The sequence below is a fragment of the Acinetobacter sp. YH01018 genome, from assembly GCF_013420295.1.
GTDB lineage: Bacteria > Pseudomonadota > Gammaproteobacteria > Pseudomonadales > Moraxellaceae > Acinetobacter.
Genome location: NZ_VOYL01000021.1, coordinates 29970 through 48187, shown reverse-complemented (window position 1 = coordinate 48187; position 18218 = coordinate 29970). Strand labels below are relative to the sequence as shown.

The window sequence follows — 18218 nt, the reverse complement described above, 5'->3', positions numbered from 1 at the left end:
TTCAAATGGCTATTCTACGTTTGATTGGTTTTGGAAAAAAAGAAGAATTTAAGAAAGTGCTAGCAATTTTAAGAAAGAAAAAGCCTGATAGGACAAGGATCCTATGAAATTTGTCGTGTACAGAGATAAGTTTGGAACTTTAATCACATCACCAATGCGCAATTGTTTATTGGGTTGCATATCATTCATTTCTGCAAGTTTGGAACTTTCCACACCATAACGGCTGGCCAGCCCAATCAGGGTATCGCCACGTTTGACTTTATATTCAACCACAGTTTTAGGAATAACAATCTGCTGCCCCACACGTAAACCGGCACGAACATTCAAATCATTCATCGCCGCCAATTCAGCAACCGATACCCCTGTCCGGTTGGCAATGGCATTTAAAGACTCGCCCGCTTTCACGGTATAAGCATCGGTATTTTTAGATGATTTCACTGCTTTTGCGATAGGCTCATCCACTTTAGCATCCAGTTTTGGCAGATCCCCGTCAATTTTTAAACGTTGCCCAATACGGACCGTATAATTGCGGGTTAAGCCATTCAATGCAGCTAAATAATCCAGCTGTAAATGATATTTTTTCGCAATATTGCTTAATGTCTCGCCAGATTTAACTACATGGCTATCACTCTTTTCAAAGCTGACTTTTTCAATTTTCGCTTCTACTTTGTTAGATGCTGCGACAGGTTCTTCACCCGTCAGTTTCAAACGCTGTCCTACACGTAAACCCGTATTGCGGTTAATACCGTTGATATTGGCAATATAATCCATGCCTAAATTGTATTTGGCAGAAATGGCCGACAGACTATCCCCGGATTGCACGGTATAACTCTCCGGAACAGTTGAACTTACAGGAATCTTCAAAGTTTGACCTACCCGAACGCCACTGTTGTTGGATAATTTATTCAGCTGTGCCAGTTCGGTTAAGGAAATTTTCGATTTGGCTGCAATACTCGACAGGGTATCGCCACGTTGCACCTGATAATTTTCCGTTTTATAGGATGGCTCAATAACTACCGGATCTATTTTAACCGGACTCACTTTTTCTTCCGGCTTGCTGTTTACTTCATGCAGTGGCACATTAATTTTTTGTCCCACCATTAAACTGCTGCCTGCAGTTAATCCGCTGGTTAAATCGGCCAACTCCTGATTGGATAATGCATAACGGTCAGCAATCAGTTTGAGATATTCACCACGTTTGACCACATAAGATTTGGTTTTCACTTTAGCAGCGGATTTTGAATTATTGTTCTTAGTTTCAACAATATCGGAATGACTTTGAGCAGTTTCTTTTAACGATAATTTTTGCCCGACACGTAAACCGCTGCTGACCGATAAATTGTTGAAATCTGCCAGCTGCTTCACCGACAAGCCAAACTGGCTGGCCACTCCGGTCAGACTGTCATTGGCCTGAACTACATAGGTTTCAGGCTGTGCTTTAGACTTGGCCGATGATGAAGTTTCGGTATTTTTTTCACTATTTTGTGGTTTGGCATCATATAAATAAATACTGGTTCCCACGTACAGCGGAGAGTTTGGATCAATCTGGTTCCATTTGGCTACATCACGCCAGTTCAGGCCATTTTTCATGGCAATAACGGCTAAAGTATCGCCCTGTTGAACGGTATAGGTACTGCGTTTTCCTTTCGGTGCAACCACTACAATTTCAGTATCTGTCTTAACGTAATTTTTGCCCTGGTTACGTTTGGCTTCATCTGAATCAGGCTTGGTACTTTCCGCCACACCTTTTGGATAAGCAAAACCTTTGGTTAACTCCTTACCTTGCTGTTCAGCGACCGACAAACTGGTTTGAATGGCCGTTAACTTGATTTTGCCGTCAAACGGATCGACTATTTCGGTGCCTTGCGGTGCAATCGCTTTAATTTCTGCTACGACTTTTTCCTGTTCAGCTTTACTGGCTACCGGTTGCAGTACCTGTTCTAGCGTTTTATTTTCACCTTCTGCTTTCACTGCCGCCATAATCTGCTCACGCTCAGCAGCAGACAATGGAGGTTCTACCGTCACAGGCTTGACATTCGCCACCTGACTCACCGCAACAGGAATACGTGGTGCACTTGGAATATCGCTATTTGCAGCAAAAGATGCCAAGGCATCAGGGCCTTGAGGCGTAGCCATACGTTTGCTACTTGAAGGCTTTGTTACTGCCACAGGATTTGCCGCATTCACTGGGGTAGCAGTGGCTGGCTGAGAACTTTTAGGCGTGTTTGTAGCTAATACCGGTGGTGCTGTTTTGGCCGGATTAATCACTTGCATATTTAACTCAGGCGGATTGCTTCTTTCCGGAGTAAAGGGTTTTGCCGTGCTTGCCCATAGCGCACCTGAACTCGGTGAGAGTTTCTTGAGCCTTGCATCAATAGCAGGGCTTAAATCCGCAGGAATAATGATCTTCATCGGGCTTTGCTCATCAACCCAGTCCCCACGATGTCCTGGATTTAACTGGTACAGCTCGGCACGGCTTAAACCGGTAATGGAGGCGACTTCATTTAAGTTTACCGGCCCGACCGATACCTCCCTAAAGTGAGGACGGTTGGCAATCGGTGGTAAAGACACCCCATAGGCCCCCGGATTTTTAATAATTTGCGCTACGGCCAGGAAGCGTGGCACATAGTTCATGGTTTCCTGAGGCAGTTTCAGTGACCAGTAATCTGTAGGCAAGCCGGCTGCCTTATTGCGGTTAATCGCCTGCTGGATCCGTCCCGGACCCGCATTATAAGCCGCCAAAGCCAGTTCCCATGAACCAAACTGGTTATATAGTCCACCTAAAAACTCATAAGCTGCACGGGTCGATTCCACCACATCACGACGGCCATCATACAGACTGGTCTGTCTTAAACCATAAATCCGTCCGGTACTTGGGATAAATTGCCACATCCCGGCAGCGGCTGCACTACTGGTCGCTGCAGGGTCATAGGAACTTTCAATAATCGGCAATAAAGCCAGTTCTGTTGGCAAACCACGGCGTTCCGCTTCTTTCACCGTATGATAAAGATAACGTGAAGCACGGGCACTTAAACGGTCCAGATAAGGTTGTCGGGAAATGAACCAGCCGCGCTGTGCTTCAATACGGGAGTCCCAATGGCTCTGATCCATCTTGAAACCGACGGTCATACGCTTCCAGACATCACCATGTTTCAAGATCAGCAGGCGATCGCCTTCTACTGCGCTCATGTCTGTTGCAGACAATAAATCTTCCAATGAATCCAAGCTGTCGGCATCCAGGTATCCGGATGAACCCACCATTTTCGATTTTGAGCCATGTGTCACACTTTGGCTTGAAGAACAGCCTGACAGTCCCAATGCAGCTAAAGCTGAACCCAGTACTGTTATTTTTAAAAAATTGGGTAATGTAGGCTGCCACAAAATCGCGGTTGGTTTATACATAAAAAAATCCAAACAACTCGTATAAAATTTATTTTTTAGATCTGCCATTGTAGTGAAGCATGAGGGAGACACAAGGGATTAATTTAGCGCGATTTCACTATAAATGTTACAAGAATTTAAAAAATAACCGTGTAATACACTTTTAAAGTGAAATTGCGTTATACAATATGCCAATCACTTGGTTTATTTGACTCTCATTTTAGCGTTCGGATTTGGTTTATATGACTCAAACAATCACTCTCTATGTCGATGGCGCGTGTCGCGGCAATCCTGGTTTAGGCGGTTGGGGTGCATATATCATTACAGAATCGGAAAAGCATAAACTGTGTGGCGGAGAAGCGGAAACCACCAATAACCGCATGGAACTCACCGCGGCAATTGAAGGTATTCAGTTTTGTCCACACGATGCCAAACTGATCATCTGGACCGATTCCAAATATGTCAAACAAGGCATTACCGAATGGATTCATGGCTGGAAAAAGAAAAACTGGAAAGATGTCAAAAATCCGGACCTGTGGAAATTACTGGATGCGACTTGTCAGGGTCGTGACATTGAATGGAACTGGATCAAAGGTCATGCCGGACATCCGGGTAATGAGATGGCCGATCAACTGGCCAATCGGGGCGCCGATCAAACCTTAAAAGCCATGAAAAATCTATTATCATCTGCCGAAACTGTTTTAGAACAAGCCGACATGCTGGATAAAAAAAAAGCTGAAAAAGACTGGTTGTTAGATGACCCCTTTGGTTTCGACCTGATGGAAGCCGAGCTGCAAGATGACAATGAAATTTTAGACAATGAGTCTTTAGTAAATGAGCCTTCAGAAAGTGAAGTCTTAGAAAGCACATTGTTAGAAAACACAGAACAAGAAACCGATCAGGCAAATAGTATGCAGGAACAAAGTGAAGATCTGGACACGATTGTACCTAACATTACGACTGCTTCGGATAAACCCCTGCACCCGCATATCATGATTACGCCACGAAGCAAAGAAGTTCATGGTCCTCGCCAGCTAATTCTGGATACCGAAACCACCGGTTTCTATTTTCAGGACACGGACCGGATTATTGAGGTGGGCGCGATTGAAATGGTCAACCGCAAACTGACTGGCAGTTCGATTCATATTTATATCAACCCGCAAAAACCGGTGGGTGAATCTGAAAATATTCACGGTATTTCAGATGAGTTTCTGAAAGACAAACCGCTTTATGCAGAAATTGCCGATGTGCTGTTTGACTACCTAAAAGGTGCAGAAATTATTGCGCATAATGCCACCTTCGATATGAACTTCCTCGATATGGAGTTCAAACGTGCAGGCTTTGTGACCTTATCGGAAGTCTGTGAAGTGACCGATACCTTGGCCATGGCCAAGAACAAGCACCCGGGACAAAAGAACTCTCTCGATGCTTTGGTGCGCCGTTATGAAATTCCGCAGCGTGACCGTACTTTCCACGGTGCCTTACTCGATGCCGAAATTCTGGCGGATGTCTACCTAGCCATGACCGGCGGTCAGGTGTCTTTCGATATGGATACCCTGACCGAAGCCGAGCAACAACAGAGTCAAGCAGCCCGCTCCACTGTACAAATAGAGCTGCCTGTGATTTTACCTTCAGCCGAAGAATTAGCAGAACATGAGAATTGGGTCAAACAATTTGAAGAAAAACATGGAACAGCTTGTCTTTTTGCAAAATAAAATCTACATTTCTAGTGGTTTTTTGTATTTAAACGTTTAACAGTTACGTTATAGTTAAACGTAAAGAAGTTTGGCCTTGAACGGGCTACTCATAAACAGATAAAACACTAGGAAAGGTGCAGATCCATGTCTTCTTACCAAACCTCTATTCATTTTGACCCGACTGCATTGCTGATAATAAAAAATGAGGTTGATAACTCCATTAAATTAGTTGAATCAGCGGTGAGTTCTTTGGCAGAAGACCACACTTTACCCTTTGGTATTGACGATGCACTAAATCAGTTTGAACAATGTGCCCAGGTGCTTGCGCTCATTGATATGCAAAGTCTGGCTAAAATTGCCCAGTACTCAGCAGAGTTAATGCGCAAGATTATGCAGAATCCTGCGCAAATTAATACTCAGGAAGTGGTGGCCCTAAGTGAAGGCACCACCATGTTGAAACGTTACATCGAATTTATTTGCTTACGCGAAGTTAAAATTCCACAATTCCTGCTCGAAACCCTGAATCGTCTGGAAATTGTGCTGGGTAAACCGATTAGCCATGAAGGTCAGTATATCGAGCCATTACTGGACTGTATTACTCCTGATTTTAAGCTGCCTCAAGCACCAAGTCTGGAAAAGTCACAATATGTACATCGCCTGTACAAACTGTCTTTAAACAAGCTGCTGAAACAGGAAGAAACTGAATTTGACCTGCAGGCGATCAAACTGGTCGGTGCCTATTTGGCAGGTCTGGCAGAAAATACGCCAAGCAAACAATACTGGAATCTGGTGCATGTGGCATTTAATCAGGTGAACCATTTATTGATCAATGATGCACGTTTACGCACCCTGATCGGTATTGAACGCAATATGGCACAATATTTTAGTGCTCCAGATCGCTTCAAGCCAAGTCTGTCTGATCTAGCCAACATCTTAAGCTTGTGTATTAGTCAGGAAGATGAGACGGCTCAACATATCCGTAGCCAGCTAAACATTGGTGAAGATCATTTGACCGATACCCAATTGCAGGTATTTAGCCGCCATCTTTATGGTCCTGATTTTGATACCATGCATACCATTAGTGAACTTGTGACCACAGAAATGGCGCAAATTCGTAATGATATCGAATTCAACTATCAAAACATGACCGCTGAGAAAACGCAGCAACTGCAAGCTCAATTACTCAATCTTGCCAATATCTTTAAAGTATTGAACCTAAATGAAGCATATAATGATTTATCGCGTCAGGCTGCATCACTTAGCCAAGGTGATATCTTAAAAGATGAAAATTTTGCACAGCAGTTGATGAATTGCATTTTGTCAGCAATGAACTCGATTGGAGTCCTTGAACGCCATTACACCTCAAGCCGTTTACAACTTCGTGTAAATAATATGAACATTTCTTTAGACCGTTTAGATGAAGCACATGAGGCTTTACTGAACGAAACTAGAGCCGTGATTGAGCTTTCCAGCCAAATCTTGATGCAGTACCTGCAAGATCAAAATCTGGCTGCGCTTGAGAATATTCCAACCCAATTGCGTGAAATTGGTGGTGCCCTGCTGTTCTTAAATGCCGAATCAGGTCGAACTTCATTGAATACAGCTGCGACCTTTATTCAACAGCAAATTGAAAATTCTGCAACGATCACTGCTGAACAAATCAACCACACCCTCGATACTTTAGCCAGTGCCGACATGCTGATCGACAATTTAAAATCGAAACAGCCTGTCCTCCAGTCCATGTTTGATGTAGCATTGCAAAGTAGCGAAAAACTGAAAACTGTTGCCTAATGTCTGAATTGTCACTTGCTTATATCTTCCATCAACATCAACTTCTAGTCGATGAAAACTTTCAACTCCCTCGGGTAGAACGTTTAGCAAGTGACCTTCACTTCAACACGGGTGATAAGGTGATTGCCCGTGACCTTCTCGAAAATGAGCCTATTCCAGCAGGCTTGCAACTGGTTCCTATCCGTCAATTGTTAACCTTGTGGGATACCCAACAGTTTGAAGCCGCCAGTCGTGCCATCCAGCTGTTAGAATGGCGCCGCAACCACAAGTTCTGTAGTCATTGTGGACATCCAACTGAAGCCCATGCGACTGAATATGCCATGGTTTGCCCAGCATGTGGTTATCATCAATATCCGCGGATACAGCCCTGCGTCATCACCATCATTACCCGTGGTCAAGATGAAATTTTGCTGGCTAAAAATGCCAACAACAAAAGTAATATGTACGGTCTGATTGCCGGTTTTGTTGAGGTAGGAGAAACGCTGGAAGAAGCTGTACGCCGTGAAACTTTTGAGGAAGTGGGATTAAAAGTAAAAAATATTCAGTATCTTGCCAGCCAGCCCTGGCCTTTCCCGAGTAACTTGATGCTCGCCTTCCGTGCTGAATATGCTTCTGGAGAAATCAAGCTGCAAGAAGAAGAAATTAGCGACGCGCAATTCTTTAAAATGGATCAACTGCCTGAAATTCCATTTAAAGGCAGTATTGCCTACGCCATGATTAAACATATTACCGAAGGTCATCCCGTAGCAGATGATACCCGTGAATGGCTATAAACTAGGGTTTTAAAGCTTCATCCAGAACCGCCAAAATTTGTTTCTTGGTCTGGAAATAGCGACTGAACAAACTGGAAACAGAACCCATAATGGACACATGTCCAGTACCCGGGATGGTAATCATCTGGCTATGATTACCCTTTTCCTGCAGAATACGATGTAGATCTTCGGAATTATTATGACCGACCACCTGATCATTTGCCGCTAAAAACAGGTAATGTCGCACGGTATTGGTTTCAACAAAATAATAAGGCATCACCTGTTGATAAGGTACGCTTTGATCAAAGGCATCTGCACAGATCGGATCATCTTTATAATCAAAATGATAAGGGCCAGACAAACCAATAATGGCTCGAATCTGGCTGCGGCATTGCAAAGGGTAAGGTGTCGGATGATAGAGTGCCGACATGACATTAAATGCACCGGCTGAATGGCCCATCAATACCAGTTTTTCCGTCTGAATATTGTATCTGGACTGATGCTGAGTCAAATAGTTTAATGCCAGGCTCAGATCATCAATATAACTGGGAAATACATGCTCGGGAGCAAGATGATAATTGATCACCGCAACATCATAGCCTTCTCTGGCGAAAGCCTCTCCCACAAAGCGGTAATCTTTTTTATCTCCATGCAGCCATGCCCCACCATGCACAAATACAATTAAAGCACGCTGTTCACGCGGTACTTCGCTGGTAAAAATATCCAGGCGTTGCCGGGCTTTCAAGCCATAAGCAATGTTTTCAATTACCGTATAGCCTTTACGCGGGGTTAAACGGTTTAAGGCATAGCTACCAAAATCGTAAAGGCGAAAATCCTTGTACAGGATTTGCACTTTTTCGACTTTTTGCTGGATTTCCTTTCTAACTGTTTGTACAACCTTATTGAGCATAGGTGGGCTCTGCTTGATCCGGATCAATAGCCACTGGTGTCTGTTCGACAGGCTGTGCATTCACGACAGGACTACTAAAACTTGAAGTCCTTATAGCAGACTGTTCCACATTGTCAATCAGAGTAATAATTTTGGTGACATTGCCGACTTGTTGCAGCACCTGATTCAGATCATTAATTTCCGCAGTATTTAAACGCCCCATCACATATAAAACACCATCTTCGGTGTGAATGCGCACTTTGCTATCAGACACTACCACGGCTTTCATAATCAGACCACGTGTATTCGCAGTTACCGTGGTATCTTGCATAATAGTGCTATAACCAATCTGGTTACCCACAGCAATGTAATTATGTACGGTTTTTACATCACTCATGGCACGGACATTATCTTCAGCCAACTGTTTTAAGTGTGCATCCGGCACTTGACCGGTTAACAATACATTGCCATGAAAACTTTCAATATTGACACGAGATTGTTTAAAGCGACTGTCTAATTTATATAAATTGATTTTAGCGGTACGTTCTATAGAGGAATCGATAAACACCTGTCCAAGAGAACGGGCGCCACTTTCTGTACCTACCGGGGCCGATCCTGTGCCACTCGAGATAAAACTTGCACAACCAGATAAACTTGCTACACACAGTAACGTCATTGCAATACGGTTAAACACTCAGCAAGACTCCTCATTATTCAGTTCTATTTTATGTCAGCATTTACGCTATGATTTTGTTCAAAGATTAATAAACTCTTCATCAAAAGTAAAAGCATTTTCAATCCATTGTTGATCATAAGTGAATTTAGAAAAATCTTGCTGTATGGTTTTTGCAAATTGTTGAAGAAAATCAAAACAAATCACATCAAAACGACAATAAAAGGTTTGCAATTCAGGATGGGCATGCAAAAAGCACAGCGCCGATTTCATAATTTTGCGCTGTTTGGAAAAAGAAATGCTTTCGAAGGACTGGGCATACTGGGTGACTGAACGTGCTTTGACTTCGACAAAAATCAGTTCCTGAGCCTGCTGTACAATCAGGTCAATTTCCCCGTAACGGCAATGATAATTTGCCACAAGCAGCTGAAAGCCTTGAGCCTGCAATAATATTAAAGCCTGCTGTTCAGCCCATTGTCCCAAATTTAAATGTGCCGCAAGCTTTGTCATAACAATGCCCGGATTCCCTTTTTGGTATTTTCATAACAATGTGGAATGCGCTGGATTTGATTGTTATTGACTTGAATTAGTCCGGTACGTCCCTGAAACTGCATACTTTTTAAATTGGGTTCAGCCAAATACTGGCTCGCAATATGCCAGGCATCGCCACCAAAAGCGATCAGGCGCTGATAGGCCATGGGAATGACATTTTCTTGAACAGCCTGGATGACATCTGGCCATTCCGAGCCATATAAGGCCGGAGCATCACAAAACTTTACCCCTACCGGCAATGTCTGACCTTGTTCAACGGCATTTGCTAAAATATAGATATTTTTATGCGGCAGTTGGGTCAGCTTATTCAACCAGGCATTATTCCCCAATAATAATAACCCGGTATGTTTATTTAACTTTTTGGGTGCTTCTTCGATTAAATTCAGGCGGTAATTTGTTTGAGTAAGTAAAGAAATCAGAAACAGTTCATTATCAATTTCAGCATCTTTTTGCTGCAACACATAAAGCTCTTTGATTTTGTCATTCTGCAATACCTGATTCAGTGCCACCGCATCCTCCTGCTTGGACAAACTAAATTGTTCAACATTGGCAAACTGCGATGACGCATCATTTAAGGCCAAAACCCGAACGTTCGGCTTTGCCTTGATTAAAGCTTCCACATCCTGACGGGCTAAAGGTCCAACCACCATTTCAGTTTTTTTATTGACATTTTGTTTAAGCAACTGCGCAATCGGTTTTTTGTCCGAGTTTACAAATTTAATGGGGGTTTCCAGCTCTGATGCCTGATAAGCACTCATAAAACCCTGTTTGATACTTAATCCGGCTCGCGCCAAAGGTCCCGATTCGGGTAAAATGAGCAGCACTTCAGCTTGAGCGTGATTGAAAATGCAATACAGGATGAAGCCCATTAATTTTTTATTATTATTCAACATTGGAGAAACCTTATGAGTGCTCAGTTATTTGTTGTAGCGACCCCAATTGGGCACTTAGATGACATTACTTATCGTGCTATTGATATTCTAAAGTCTGTAAGTATCATCGCGGCAGAAGATACACGTACTTCCGCTCAATTATTAAAGCACTTTAATATATCAACTCCACTGACTGCCTGTCACGAACATAATGAAAGCAATAAAATCGACATCTTGATCCAGCGCTTGCTGAATGGCGAAAATATGGCACTGATCAGTGATGCAGGTACGCCGCTGATTAGCGATCCGGGGTTTAAACTGGTTCGTGCAGCCCAAGAACATAACATTCGCGTTATTCCTGTTCCCGGTGCCTGTGCAGCCATTGCAGCACTAAGCTCTGTTGGTTTACCGAGTGACCGCTTCAGTTTCGAAGGTTTCCTACCTTCACGCCAGTCACAACGTCTGAGCCAGCTGGAAAAACTGAAAGATGAAACCCAGACCCTGATTTTTTATGAAGCACCGCATCGCATTTTAGAGTCGGTCAAAGATATGGCCCAGATATTTGGTGCCAATCGTCCTGTGGGTTTTGCCCGTGAAATAACAAAGACCTTTGAAACCATCAAAAAGATGACTTTGGCAGAACTGGTTCAGTTTATTGAAGCTGACCACAACCAGCAAAAAGGTGAAATTGTGCTGGTCATTGGGGGTGCAACTGAAGAAAAGGATCTGGAACAGGAAAAACTGGACCAGCTATTGACCCGTTTATTACAGGATTTATCCGTAAAAGCAGCGTCACAATTGGCCGCAGATTTAACCGGAATAAAAAAGAAAGTGGCGTATCAGCGCGCGTTGGAACTTAGCAATAAGGTCTGAGCAACTGTCAGTTCAAAAGCAAAAAGCATCACGAAAAGTGATGCTTTTTATTCTGTAGCCAAACCCGACAAAAGAATCAATTAATCTTTTGCTGACTCGTCTGCAGGCACTTCAGTAATACGACCGCCACGCGCAAGGAAAGCAGCCACCTCATCTTCCAGTGCTTGACGCTGTTTCAGTTTAGCAGTCACTGTCAGTGTTTCAGCTTCAGCCACATCACCATCAGTTGCAACTGAATCACTGTCAGATGCACCTTTTTCAGCAGCTTTTGCTTCATCTTCATCTACTGCAGTATCTTCTACATCATCGTAGTCATTCATATCTGTCATCTTTCTTTCTCCCCAAAAATGACGTCTATCACTTCAATTTGAATTGATTGCGAACTAGGAAGAAATTTAGCAATCTCTGTAGGTTTCGCATAGAGTCAATTTAAAAAAAATCGTATCTTTTTTAATCAAAAAAGTAACCTTGTATAAATATTTGTACAAAAAACAGTTTTTCAGCCTTAAACCGCATATCGTGTATCTTTTAAGATCTGCAATCCGTTGGCTTGAGCCATGAAGGCATCTTTTAATGCCGCATGTTGCTCCACTTGTTTTAAGCCAAAATTTCGTGCCCAAACCACGGGAAACAGTTGGGTCGTTTCCATCCATCCAATTGCAGACATGCTGTGCATCATGGCATCGTTTTGACCTTTACGGCGGTGTTCATAGCGCTGTAAGGTTTGTTCATGCGCCCATACTCCACGTTTCAAATCATGCAACAGTACATCGCATAAAATGGCTGCGTCCAGACAGCCAATATTGACCCCTTGACCAGCTAGTGGATGAATCACATGTGCGGCATCTCCAATCAAGGCTAAACCGGCTTTGACATACTGCTGTGCGGCACGTGCTTTAAGCGGAAACTGTGCTCGTGGCGTTGCCTCTAAAACCTCACCCAGCATGTGATGACTTTCACGCGTGAGCAATGCAGTAAAATCGGCATCATTTAAAGCGGCATATTCTGCTGCATAATCATCTGGTAATGTCCAGACAATGGATTGCCAATAGCCTTGCTGTTCCGGCTTTAAACTGGCCATCGGTAAAAAGGCCAATGGGCCAGTTTCCAGAAAAATCTGACGAGCCACATGTTGATGCGGCTGGGCAGTTCGAATGGCACAGCTCAAACCGGCCTGTTTATAATCCAGAATATCGAGATCAATAAAGGCCTGTTCACGAACAAAGGAATTTGCTCCATCCGCGCCGATCAGCAGTCTGGTTTTTAATTGGGTACCGTCTGCCAGGTGAATCTGCCAGATTCCCGCTACACCCTGCTCTATAGCTGTGACCTTGACCTGAGTACGATAATCCTGAAGCTGCTCCAGCATTTTTTCTTGAATGGCTAAGTTCAACAAACTTGGCTCGACCATTGAACCCAAAGCTTGCTCAACCGATGGTATTTGCTCTGCTGCATGCCCAAAGTTAATTTCACCATAGCCATTTTTATTCCACACTTGCATGCCTGTGTATGGCTGTTGGCGTGCCAGTCTGTCCCAGACACCGGCCATTTTCAATAAATGAATAGTCGCCTGGCTGAGCGCCAACACACGTGGGTTGGCAACACTTTTGGTTTTCTCGGCATCCAGAATGGGGGCTGCATCCAGTACCGTGGCCTGTACACCACCTTGAGCCAATAACAAAGCAGTCAGACCACCAACCAGACCACCACCAATAATGACTACATCTAAAATATCAGACTGAACCTGGTTCATGCTTTTAACCCCATTGCATAATTGGCCACCAGAGGTTTAATCCCTGGAATAGTATCAAAAGCGACCAAGCCGGTATTACGAATGAATTTTAAAACAGGGTTGCTATTGCTAAAGCCACGGACTACCGAATCACAGAACTTGATCACACGTTGCTGATCGGTCAGACGGGATTTTTCATAGTCTTGCAGCAAGGCTGCATCACCTAAGTCGGCTTGCTTTGCGACTTGTTCGATTAAATAACGGAGCAAAACATAGGCATCACGCATACACAGGTTAAAGCCCTGACCGGCTACCGGGTGGATGGTATGGGCTGCATTGCCCATCAGTACCACACGTCCAACGGCCTGTTTTTCTGCCAAAACTTGCGACAAAGGGTAACTAAAACGCTTGGCAGTTTTCTGGAATTTACCCGCACGGTCACCATAGGTTTGCTGTAAAGCATCAAGGAAGTGCTGGTCATTTTCATCGCCCAGCCATTCGCCTTCTGTACCTTTTTGCACCGGCCAAACCACTGAACGGCGGTATTCACCCGGTAATGGTAACAGCGCTAAAGGTCCAAGCGGGCTAAAACGTTCAAAGCCGACATGGTTATGCGGTTTTGAAGTTTGTACAGTCGTAACAATAGCCACTTGATCATAGTCATGTACCGATGCACCAATGCCCAAGGCTTTACGACAAAATGAATCGCGGCCATCGGCAGCTATGACCAGCTTGGATTGTAAAGACAATGTTTCTTCGCCACGTTGCGCTGCGATATAAGCAAAGTCAGCATCTTGGGTCAGTGAGGTCACTTGTACGCCATCAATCAGTTCAATCAATGGCTGTTTGCGCACTTCTGTTAGCAACACACGGCCGAGCCAGGCATTTTCAATGACCTGACCAAAACTTTCGACTTTTTCCTGTTCTGCTTTTAAACGTGCCTTGCCAAAGCTGCCCTGTTCGGTAATATGCACTTCCAGAATTGGCGTGGCATGTTCTTGCAGTGCATCCCATAAACCGAGTTCCTGATAAATTTGTACGCTACGGCGTGACAAGGCACTGTTACGTGCATCAAAGCTCGAATGATAGGGAGCAAGATCGGCATCATCATAATTGGGGTACTTAATTGCTTCGAGCAGCTTCACTGCAATATTTGCCTTAGCCAACATCAAGGCTAAACTTAGCCCGACCATACCACCGCCTACGATGATTACTTCTTGCTGCATGTTTTGATCCTTTTATGTCGTATCTATCAGGTTGAGATACTTATAATCTTGATTGATTTTATATTACCTCAAAGAAATTTATTTTTATAATGAATTAGCGCTGCACTTTTAGATGATATCCAATTATGAATGGATTTCAGCCAGGCTAAGCCGATTATCTAGCTGTCTTGGCTCCATAAAAAGTGTTTAGTGCTTACGCTGTAAACATCATAAGGGTATTGCTTAAATCTCAACCATGAAAAAATATGTGGAAGCAATCGGTTTCAAGTCTATATGGATGTGAAATTCCTCACAGGAAAACCATCAGCTTGTAATGTAGAAGCAAAAACGGAGCTTAAGCTCCGTTTTTACAGACTCAAATGAAATTCTCATAACACAATGATATAAATTACAGAAAAATCGCCTTCATGAAGTTTCTAATTGAGTTTTGTATTTAGTCTGCTAACGTACCACTCTTGTCTGAGGCTCATGATGTACTGTTTTGTCTAATTTCGTTCCTGTATAAATCAGATATAGTGCCGACAAGCCGACCAAGATATAAATAATCCTAGATAGAGCGCTCATTTCACCAAAAATAGCAGCGACTAAATTGAAATCGAATGCACCAATTAAGCCCCAGTTCAGGCCACCAATAATTGCCAAAGCGTAAGCAATCCAGTCGATAGTATTTAATCTCATCATTTTTCTCCCACTGTTCTTTAGTTTATTTAAGGATCAGAGGAATTATCTGAAGAAAAGCAGATTTAATATGTTGCTTTGATGCTAAAAACCGATTTTATATGTTGAATTCGTGTCAGTTTTTAAACTTTAAATTTTAACTGGGTTGGTTTTATTTAAGTTATTCGAGATAAACGTAAATAAAATCATTTTTCGCATTTAATGCATATCCACCCGAATTACATCAAATATTGAAATTTTTTAATCTCGTCGCAAGAAAATCAAGAACCGTCAAACAAGCTAATTGATCTGGAATTTGTTATAACGAGCAATAGTTACATCGATTATATACACCACAATTGTAAGATTGATTTTTATAGAAAAATCTAAAAATCATGCTCTAATCAGACCATATCTTTAATAAAAAAGCCGATCATCTGATCGGCTTTTCATCCTAAAAATCGCTTAGGCTACTTTGGCTTTTGCCATCAGGGCTTCAATATCTTCTACTGTTTTGACCACATCTTTGGTGAGCACCAGTGGCCCATTTTCGGTAGCGACCACATCGTCTTCAATGCGGATACCAATACCACGCCATTTGGCATCGACAGTTTCATCATCTGGTGCAATGTACAAACCCGGTTCAACCGTCACCACCATACCCTCTTCATAGGCACGCCATTCGCCATCCTGTTTATATGAACCGACATCGTGCACATCCATACCCAACCAGTGTCCGGTACCATGCATGTAAAACTGACGGAAAGTTTCTTTTTCGATAATTTCCTCAATATCACCTTGCATCAAGCCAAGTTCAAGCAAACCTTGAACCAAAATGCGTACCGCCACATTGTGCGGTTCCTTATAAGAGTTGCCAATACGTACCGCATCAATCGCAGCCACTTGTGCTTTTAACACCAGCTCATATAAGGCTTTTTGCTCAGGGCTGAATTTACCATTCACCGGGAAAGTACGGGTGATGTCTGAGGCATATAACTGATATTCGCAAGCCGCATCAATCAGCACCAGATCACCATCTTTCAGCACTTGGTCATTTTCCACATAATGCAAAATGCAGGCATTTTCTCCTCCCCCAACGATACTATTGTAAGAAGGCACGCAGCCATTTTTACCAAAAATATAATTCAATTCTGCTTCAAGTGCATATTCCATCATGCCCGGTTTCACCGTTTGCATGGCACGGGTATGCGCTTCTGCTGAAATATCCGATGCCAGTTGCATCAACTTGATTTCCTGTTCAGATTTATGCAGACGTATTTCATCGACAATTCGGTCCAGCTGAATCACTTGCGCAGGTGCCGAAGTACCTTTGCGTGATTCACCATTAGCTTTGGCAATCCATTTCGCTACACGGGCATCAAAATCGGCCTGATGACCAATACGATAAAACAGTTTTTGTTTATTGTGCAGTTTCTCGATAATTTCTTCATCCAGCAGATCAATGGCATAGGCTTCATCCGCCTCGTAATCATCCACTGCACCGTCTACACCGGCACGGTAACCGTTCCAGATTTCCATCTCGCGGTTACGTTCCCGGCAGAACAGACTATAGGTATAACCTTCATCAATCGATTCAAAAGTCTCAATCACGGCTACTGCTTCAGGCTCTGCAAAGCCCGTTAGATAGAAAAAGCTGCTGTCTGCACGGAATTTATAATCCGCATCGCGGTTACGCATAGCAACCGGACTGGTGGCAATAATTGCAATACTGTGCGGACCCATTTCTTCTGCCAGGCGGTCACGACGTTCCTGAAAATCTGCTTGAGTCAGTTTCATCATTAAGTGTACTTTTGTCTTTTATGAGGAGGTGATAACTTTTAAAGGATCTGTTCTTGAACACAATCGTCCGAATTAGCTCGGACGATGCGGGGTAAACATTTCAACAACACTGCTGGCTTCTGTAGTCGCGCTATTTTTTTGTAACTGCGGCTGGATATTTTGCAGCAATGGAGTTTCTGCAATTTCCACTTTTTTACGCCCCAATGACAGGCTCACAGGAATCAAGCGCACAAATTCGTAAAGTTCCTGATAGCTTTCTTCGCCTTCTTCGTCATCATCCGACTCATCAAATTCAACCGCTGCCACATCTTGCAGATGTTCAATCAGTTCCATTTCATCCGGACGGATATGTCCTGATGCCAGACCAAATCCCAATACCACCCCGGCACACCAGTCCGCCAAGGCTTGTACACGATCCGCAAGAACGTGTTCATCATCCGGAAGCAAAGGTAAATAGTCGAGTTCATCTTCAGATAAAGCATGGGCAATATCTTCTGCTTCATCGGCTAATATCTCTAAAACCTGCTGCTCTAGCGCAGGAATTTCAAGCGTGGCTAAAATTTGTTGCCATTCATCACCGGTCGGTGCTTGAGTAACACAAACAATACCCGTTAGTAACCCATGTAACTCACTTGGGCTTGAAATCTCTTCAATTTTTGAAAAATTGTGGTGCCATTCCGACCAACCTGAAATATCGTCTTGCATTCGCTTATCCAATCTCTATACTTCTTATATATTACCTTTGTTTGCGATACTGTGCGACCACGATATGTTAGAAGAATTACAGCGTCTACAGGCGCATATTGGCGTTTTAAAAACGCGACTTGCGCATTATGAAAGTGAAAATGCTGCACTTAATGCTGCAAAAGCAGATTCCAACGAGCACTATCATGCCCAAATTGTGCAAAAAAATGGCATCATTACCCAAAAACAAGAAGAAATAGATAATCTGAGTGAGCAATTAAGCGAAACCCAATCGCAATTCAAGCAACTGAATAGTGATGCAGCTGCTTTAGCAGACCGCTATAGCCGTTTGGAAAAAAGTTGTACCGATCTTAAAAACCGTTTTCAGGAAATTCTGGCTGAACGTAATGAATTACGTGTCATTAAAGAAAAAATGCAAAATGATCACCGTGTTGCTCAACAGGAAATTCAGGGCTTGCAACAGGAACGTGAAAGATTGTTACAAAAAAATGAACATGCTAAAGCCAAAGTTGAAGCCATTATTCAGCGTCTTGCAATTTTAGGTACTGCTCAAGATCAGCATGCGCAAGAAATTCAACAGCTTGCTCACCCAGCCGATGCAAATGAGGATATTTAATC

Annotated in this window: 15 protein-coding genes and 1 pseudogene; 5 read left to right on the top strand and 11 right to left on the bottom strand. The window is 43.2% G+C overall.

The features are described from left to right. Positions 1-129: 129 nt before the first annotated feature. Positions 130-3402: pseudogene (locus tag FTT83_RS09085) on the bottom strand (LysM peptidoglycan-binding domain-containing protein); the annotation flags it as partial. 221 nt (positions 3403-3623) lie between these two features. Here FTT83_RS09085 and dnaQ point away from each other — a divergent pair. The 3 genes from dnaQ (at position 3624) to nudC (ending at position 7642) form a co-directional block, all read left to right on the top strand. Next, the gene (gene dnaQ / locus FTT83_RS09080) at positions 3624-5096 is read left to right on the top strand and encodes a DNA polymerase III subunit epsilon (RefSeq protein WP_180081400.1); all 1473 of its coding nucleotides are present in this window, start codon (positions 3624-3626) and stop codon (positions 5094-5096) included. Between the two features lie 126 nt (positions 5097-5222). Further along, positions 5223-6869, top strand: a complete 1647-nt coding sequence (locus tag FTT83_RS09075) for a chemotaxis protein (protein WP_180042736.1) — start codon at positions 5223-5225, stop codon at positions 6867-6869. Then, positions 6869-7642 carry an NAD(+) diphosphatase gene (gene nudC / locus FTT83_RS09070; RefSeq protein ID WP_180176381.1) on the top strand — a complete coding sequence of 258 codons (774 nt, stop codon included), beginning with the start codon at positions 6869-6871 and terminating at the stop codon, positions 7640-7642. Before FTT83_RS09075 ends, nudC begins: the two co-directional genes overlap by 1 nt. A 1-nt stretch (position 7643) precedes the next feature. On the opposite strand, the gene FTT83_RS09065 is transcribed toward nudC, so the two are convergent. From FTT83_RS09065 to FTT83_RS09050, 4 genes are read right to left on the bottom strand one after another with little or no spacing between them, the layout of a single operon-like run. After that, the gene (locus FTT83_RS09065; protein WP_086194943.1) at positions 7644-8531 is read right to left on the bottom strand and encodes an alpha/beta hydrolase; all 888 of its coding nucleotides are present in this window, start codon (positions 8529-8531) and stop codon (positions 7644-7646) included. Beyond that, entirely contained in the window at positions 8521-9204 is a 684-nt protein-coding gene (locus tag FTT83_RS09060) for a BON domain-containing protein (protein ID WP_166170967.1), read from the bottom strand. The genes FTT83_RS09065 and FTT83_RS09060 overlap by 11 nt, the downstream gene beginning before the upstream one ends. A 60-nt stretch (positions 9205-9264) precedes the next feature. Continuing rightward, the gene (locus FTT83_RS09055; protein WP_180176380.1) at positions 9265-9693 is read right to left on the bottom strand and encodes a YraN family protein; all 429 of its coding nucleotides are present in this window, start codon (positions 9691-9693) and stop codon (positions 9265-9267) included. Then, positions 9690-10628 carry a penicillin-binding protein activator gene (locus FTT83_RS09050; RefSeq protein WP_180176379.1) on the bottom strand — a complete coding sequence of 313 codons (939 nt, stop codon included), beginning with the start codon at positions 10626-10628 and terminating at the stop codon, positions 9690-9692. Before FTT83_RS09050 ends, FTT83_RS09055 begins: the two co-directional genes overlap by 4 nt. Positions 10629-10640: 12 nt before the next feature. Here FTT83_RS09050 and rsmI point away from each other — a divergent pair, with 12 nt between their 5' ends. Next, positions 10641-11480: a 16S rRNA (cytidine(1402)-2'-O)-methyltransferase gene (gene rsmI / locus FTT83_RS09045; protein WP_180176378.1), complete on the top strand. Its 840-nt coding sequence runs from the start codon at positions 10641-10643 to the stop codon at positions 11478-11480. Between the two features lie 80 nt (positions 11481-11560). Here the strand turns inward: rsmI and FTT83_RS09040 are convergent, their stop codons facing one another. From FTT83_RS09040 to FTT83_RS09015, 6 genes are all read right to left on the bottom strand, one after another. After that, the gene (locus tag FTT83_RS09040) at positions 11561-11809 is read right to left on the bottom strand and encodes a hypothetical protein (RefSeq protein WP_086194938.1); all 249 of its coding nucleotides are present in this window, start codon (positions 11807-11809) and stop codon (positions 11561-11563) included. A gap of 176 nt (positions 11810-11985) precedes the next feature. Further along, positions 11986-13233 carry an FAD-dependent monooxygenase gene (locus FTT83_RS09035; RefSeq protein ID WP_180176377.1) on the bottom strand — a complete coding sequence of 416 codons (1248 nt, stop codon included), beginning with the start codon at positions 13231-13233 and terminating at the stop codon, positions 11986-11988. Then, positions 13230-14438 carry a 2-octaprenyl-6-methoxyphenyl hydroxylase gene (gene ubiH / locus FTT83_RS09030; RefSeq protein WP_180176376.1) on the bottom strand — a complete coding sequence of 403 codons (1209 nt, stop codon included), beginning with the start codon at positions 14436-14438 and terminating at the stop codon, positions 13230-13232. Before ubiH ends, FTT83_RS09035 begins: the two co-directional genes overlap by 4 nt. Before the next feature lie 441 nt (positions 14439-14879). Continuing rightward, on the bottom strand, positions 14880-15116 hold the full coding sequence (locus FTT83_RS09025; protein ID WP_180176375.1) for a DUF378 domain-containing protein: 237 nt from the start codon (positions 15114-15116) through the stop codon (positions 14880-14882). Positions 15117-15560: 444 nt separating this feature from the next. Next, positions 15561-16892: a Xaa-Pro aminopeptidase gene (gene pepP, locus FTT83_RS09020; RefSeq protein ID WP_180176392.1), complete on the bottom strand. Its 1332-nt coding sequence runs from the start codon at positions 16890-16892 to the stop codon at positions 15561-15563. A gap of 75 nt (positions 16893-16967) precedes the next feature. After that, positions 16968-17600: a UPF0149 family protein gene (locus tag FTT83_RS09015; protein ID WP_180176374.1), complete on the bottom strand. Its 633-nt coding sequence runs from the start codon at positions 17598-17600 to the stop codon at positions 16968-16970. 64 nt (positions 17601-17664) lie between these two features. On the opposite strand from FTT83_RS09015, the gene FTT83_RS09010 reads away from it, so the two are divergent. Continuing rightward, entirely contained in the window at positions 17665-18216 is a 552-nt protein-coding gene (locus tag FTT83_RS09010) for a hypothetical protein (RefSeq protein WP_166170981.1), read from the top strand. The last annotated feature ends 2 nt before the right edge of the window (positions 18217-18218 follow it).